This is a genomic window from Candidatus Allofontibacter sp. (assembly GCF_040404065.1).
In the GTDB taxonomy this organism is placed as follows: domain Bacteria; phylum Pseudomonadota; class Alphaproteobacteria; order Pelagibacterales; family Pelagibacteraceae; genus Fontibacterium.
Window position 1 is genome coordinate 29197 of the sequence record NZ_JBBAJM010000002.1, and the last position, 5058, is coordinate 34254.

At 24.6% G+C, this 5058-nt stretch carries 5 protein-coding genes; 3 read left to right on the forward strand and 2 right to left on the reverse strand.

Annotation, left to right across the window (positions count from 1 at the left end; translation table 11 throughout):
- Positions 1–629 (reverse strand): hypothetical protein (locus tag AC8IG9_RS06155; RefSeq protein WP_507425935.1); only part of this gene is annotated, 629 nt, incomplete at its 3' end.
- A 102-nt stretch (positions 630–731) separates the two neighbouring features.
- On the opposite strand from AC8IG9_RS06155, the gene AC8IG9_RS06160 reads away from it, so the two are divergent.
- The 3 genes from AC8IG9_RS06160 (at position 732) to AC8IG9_RS06170 (ending at position 4878) form a co-directional block, all read left to right on the forward strand.
- Positions 732–3347: a DNA primase family protein gene (locus tag AC8IG9_RS06160; RefSeq protein WP_507425936.1), complete on the forward strand. Its 2616-nt coding sequence runs from the start codon at positions 732–734 to the stop codon at positions 3345–3347.
- Positions 3348–3406: 59 nt separating this feature from the next.
- A complete protein-coding gene (locus AC8IG9_RS06165; protein ID WP_507425937.1) occupies positions 3407–3820 on the forward strand; it encodes a hypothetical protein in 414 nt (137 codons plus the stop codon).
- A 107-nt stretch (positions 3821–3927) separates the two neighbouring features.
- On the forward strand, positions 3928–4878 hold the full coding sequence (locus AC8IG9_RS06170) for a hypothetical protein (RefSeq protein ID WP_507425938.1): 951 nt from the start codon (positions 3928–3930) through the stop codon (positions 4876–4878).
- Here AC8IG9_RS06170 and AC8IG9_RS06175 read toward each other — a convergent pair.
- Positions 4875–5058, reverse strand: a 184-nt coding sequence (locus AC8IG9_RS06175; RefSeq protein ID WP_507425939.1) for a hypothetical protein, incomplete at its 5' end; no start/stop codon positions are given. The genes AC8IG9_RS06170 and AC8IG9_RS06175 overlap by 4 nt on opposite strands.

Consider the following 5058-nt stretch of genomic DNA (forward strand, 5'->3'; position numbering starts at 1 on the left):
GGTACATTTACAGACTGATAAGGTACATTTACAGACTGATAAGGTACATTTACAGACTGATAAGGTACATTTACAGTTGTACTTTTATTACAATAATTTGTTGATAATGTGTTAGAATTACTAAAAGAGTTATACAAATATTCATTTAATATTCTTTCTTCATCTATTTCATATTCAAAATAATTAATTGGATCGTATACCTTAAACTCATCTGTTTGGCAAGGTACATTCTTTTTAACAATTTGACTTTTAGTTTGATTTTCAGTTTGGCTTTCAGTGTTTTTTGTAATTGTAATTGTTTGAGTTTGAATTTCTTTATTTACAGTTTCAATTTCTGTTTGTGTAAAACTATTATCAAATTCCTTTTTATTCAAAAATGATACAAAAGATAATGTATACATTTTAACAGTATCAGTCAACTTGGAATCCCAAACCCATCCCCTTTTTACAGATTCATTTTCGCAAAAAAGTTCACATACCTGTTCTTCATCGATAACTTGTTTAAATTGTAAAGACATCTTTTCTTGTAAAAAATCAATACAATTTTGAAATCCAGAATCAGTATTATTATTATATATAGAATATGTGTTGTTAATATTATCCTTAACCAAAATTAAATGTGTAGCCATATAATATACAATTTATAAAATAAATTTTACAATTAGACAACATACTTTGTCTTAATAAAAAAAATTGAAATAATCTTGTCAAGAAGATTATTTTAACAGCAAATGAGTCTCCAATTCTCAAAATACATATTGCAATTTTCTAAAAATACTGAAAATGAACAAACACATTTATCTTTTAAAAATGGTAAATTCAATATTCCAGATAATTACACCGATGTTTTTTATAAACGTTATTATCAAGAAATGATCCATGTAGAAAAAAGAAATGATCTTTATTTAATTGAAAAGGTTTATAATTCAAATTTTGCTTACTTTCTAGATTTAGAAATTCCTAAAAATTCTGTTCGACAAGGTGGATTGACAGATGGTAATATTAAAGATATTATTAATGAAACTAAAAATGTATTAGAATCTTTGTTTTATAATCCAGATACAGACTACGTTATTTCAAAAAGAAACGATAATTATCATATTAATTTTTTTAATATTATTGTAAATAGTGCTATTGCAAAAACAATTACAAATGAAATTTTGAAAAGTGACAATATTGTAAAATGCATTGATACTTCTGTTTATAGAACTGGATTACGTTTACTTGGATCTAAAAAATTGGAAAAAAAAGGTGAAGATGAAAATGAACATGACAAATTTTATAAAATTTACGATATCCAAACTGGAAAATTTACAGAATTGGAAAATACAACTCTTGATCAATTTTTACAAACTACAGTTAGAAGAAAAAGTAGTCATCAATTAACTAAATTAAAAGATTCAGATAAAACAAAAAATTTAATAAAGTCAAATGAAAGTAATAAAAATACTATTAAAGGTATCAACAATGATAAGATTGATTTAGAATTAAATCAACTTTTGAAAAATTTAAAAATAGAAAACAAATGTCTAGAAAATTTTGATACTTCTATTCAAAAAATTTTTGCAAAGCAAAATAAAATGGGAATGTTTTGTTATTATATTTCTATTAATGGAAAACATTGTCCATTCAAAATGAGAGAACATCAAAGAGAATCAAGCCCGATTTATTTTGAAATAAATCCATCTAAAATTTATATTAGATGTAGAGATGAAGAATGTCTTCGTAGACATTTTCCAGACAATGGTATCATGTTACCAGAATCATTTAGTAAAGATTATCCAAATACTTTTCTCAGTATGACTACAAAATATTGGCATTCGGAAATTAATGTAACAGAAGATATTAAAGAACATCTTGAAGCAAGTTTATCTGGCTCTCATTATCAAATTGCAAAAGCAATTTTTCATATTTATAAAAATCGTTTTAGAGTAGACGATATTAAAAATACTGAATGGTATGAATTTGAAGGTGTAAGATGGAAGAAAAGTCATCTTATGAATATTATTATTTCAGAAGAACTTCCTAAATACTACCGTTCAATTAAAATTAGCGATACATCTATGCAATCAAAAAATTTACAAGATTTTCTAGTTAATACAGAAAAATTAGATTCAAATATGAGAAATCAAATGGTTGATAATATTATTACAAAATTAGAAAATGTTTCTTTTAAAAATAACATTATTTCACAATTGGTTTACCTTTTTAAAACATACGATCCAGATTTTTATATTAATTTAGATTCTATTCCAAATCTTGTAGGATTTAGAAATGGAGTATATGATTTTGATAAAGGAGCATTTAGAGAAGGACTTCAATCAGACTGTATTACATTTTCTACTAATTACGATTATACTGAATACAATAGTGATCTTCCACAAGTACAAGATATTTATGCATTTTTAAAACAAATTATCCCAAATAGAAAAGTATTAGAATATACATTAAAAGTATTAGGTAAATCATTAGTTGGAGCTCCAGATGAAAGATTTTATATTTGGACAGGACTTTCTGGAGCTAATGGAAAATCTACTTTGGTAAATTTTTTAGAAAATACATTAGGAGATTATATCACTTCAGTTGATGTTTCTCTTCTTACTAATAAAAGAGCAGGGTCAGGAAATGCTTCACCAGATGTTGTTAGACTACGTGGAAAAAGAATTTTTACTTTTCAAGAACCTGAACATGACGATAAACTTCGTACAGGTATATTAAAACAATATACTGGAGGAGATACTATTATTGCTAGAGAATTATTTAAAGCACCAATTACATTTAAACTTCAAGGTACAATGATCATGTGCTGCAATGATCTACCTTCTGTAAGTTCAGTTGATGGCGGGACTTGGAGAAGAATCAGAGTTGTAGAATTCAAGTCGAGATTTTGTGATAATCCAGTAAAACCAAACGAATTTAAAATTGACCCAACTATTAAATATAAAATAAAATCATGGAGACCTTTTTTTATGAGTATCCTTATTCATTGGTACAACAAATTCCTTGAAGAAGGTATGAACGAACCAGAAGAAGTTACAAAAGCAACTGCAAAATATAAAGTTGATAATGATAAATTTAACGAATTCTTTGATCAATCTTTAGAAGAACAAACAAATTCATTTGAATCAAATAAAGTTATTTATAGTCACTTTGCATCTTGGTGGTCAAATAATTATCCAAATTCAAGAATTCCTGAAATTAAAGATCTTAGACGTGCAATGAAAATTAAATTTGGAAATGAAAAAGAACAAATCATAGATGGATGTATGAATTATGGTTTCAATGTTAAAATAAAATACGGTAACAAAGGAGAAGAAATAATCGATGAAATAGAAGAAGACCTTTAAAAAAGTTTTATTTCCTCCATCTATACATCTATACATTATGAAGAATTTGTATTGAATGAATGCAAATATTGGGATATACTAGTTTTGTAGAAGAATATAAAAAATGGGTTTTAAAAAAATACCAAGATTATAGTTTTTCAAAACAAGAAATTTATAATATGGACTCGTATTTAAATAGACATTTTCTAAAAGAAAAAATAAATATGCCAGGTTATATAAATGTTCTTGGAATATGGGGTCTTCAATTAAAATGCGAAACTACAATTAGAGTAGGTGTAAATCCAACGAATAGAAAAGAAATAGTCAAAGTAGACTATGAAACTAGAAAAATAATAGAAGAATATAAAAGTGTAAGCATTGCATCAAATATCTTAAAATTAGAAGAAGCTAATATCAGAAATATTATACAAAATAAAAGAGTAGTAAATAATAGTTTTCTTTTAGAATTTAAAAAAAATGTTGATTTATTATAATTTATAATTCACTGTACTTTAAAAACTTTAACGTGTTTCTTTTATTTATCTAAAACTTTTTTTTATTTTTCTTTTAAAGTTTTTATTTTTTTTATAAAGTACTATTAATGAACAATACATCTATTTTTACAAATACAATTGAAGAATTTTTAGATGAACCTAACACTTTAGAATCTTTAGATGACCATAACCCTTTAGATGACCATAACCCTTTAGATGACATTTTAGATGACGATGACCTTTTAGATGAACCTATCAGTGAACCTTTAGATGAACCTATTAATAAAAAAATTTTGAAAAGCAAATACGAATGGGAACCTTTATCAGATATTTGGGTTGAAAAATTATTATCTAATAATTTTTTTATAAAAAATGACTCTTATTCTATTTCTATAGAAAATGCTTTATCAAATGCTGGATTTAAAACAACTAAAAATACATTATGTAAATATATATCTAAATATATTAATAGTTTAAGTATAATAGATTTTTCGCAAATAATTAAAGATTATAGATTAAAATATAAAAATTCAATAAACATAGGAAATTGGGATCCATATTCTGTAGTTAATAAAAAAGATTTTATAAAAATAATAAAAGGAAAGGATTTTTTCTTTCAACCAGACCATACAACATTATATTTAATATCAAATTCGTTAAAAATAAATATAGTCGTTCTCTACAGTGATTATTCTATCTTTTTTACAAATAATAAACAAATTGATTTGACACCAAAAATGACAATGCTTTACAGTTCAAATGAAATTAATTTAAACTTATGTGACGATTTAGAAAATAACAGTTATTACTTTCCATTAGGGCTTAAAAATAAAAATAAAATAAAAACATCATTTTTATATTCTAATTTGCATAAATATAAAGAAATATTAAACTTGTTGGATACATCTAAATTATTGGAAAGTCATACAATGAATGCTACACGCGTTAGTGGTTCATTAAATGATATTATAAATTATATAGAAGATAAAATGAAAATGTCTTTATCTAATAATGATAAAAAAATAGTATTTAAATTATTAGTTGAAAAAATTAATTAAAGAGACAACGTAGTTTGACGGCATCTCATCCCATATCTCATCCCACATCCCATTCTCCTACACATAGGACAATATTTACCACCTTTTAAAAGACTTTTCTTTTTTATAGATTTCTTTTTAGAAAGACGTTTTTTAGACATACGTTTTTTAGACATACGTTTTTTAGACATACGTTTTTTA

Excerpts from the sequence above, each read along its gene's own strand:
- AC8IG9_RS06160 (WP_507425936.1), top strand. The coding sequence starts at position 732 with ATGAGTCTCCAATTCTCAAAATACATATTGCAATTTTCTAAAAATACT.
- AC8IG9_RS06165 (WP_507425937.1), top strand. The coding sequence starts at position 3,407 with ATGCAAATATTGGGATATACTAGTTTTGTAGAAGAATATAAAAAATGG.
- AC8IG9_RS06170 (WP_507425938.1), top strand. The coding sequence starts at position 3,928 with ATGAACAATACATCTATTTTTACAAATACAATTGAAGAATTTTTAGAT.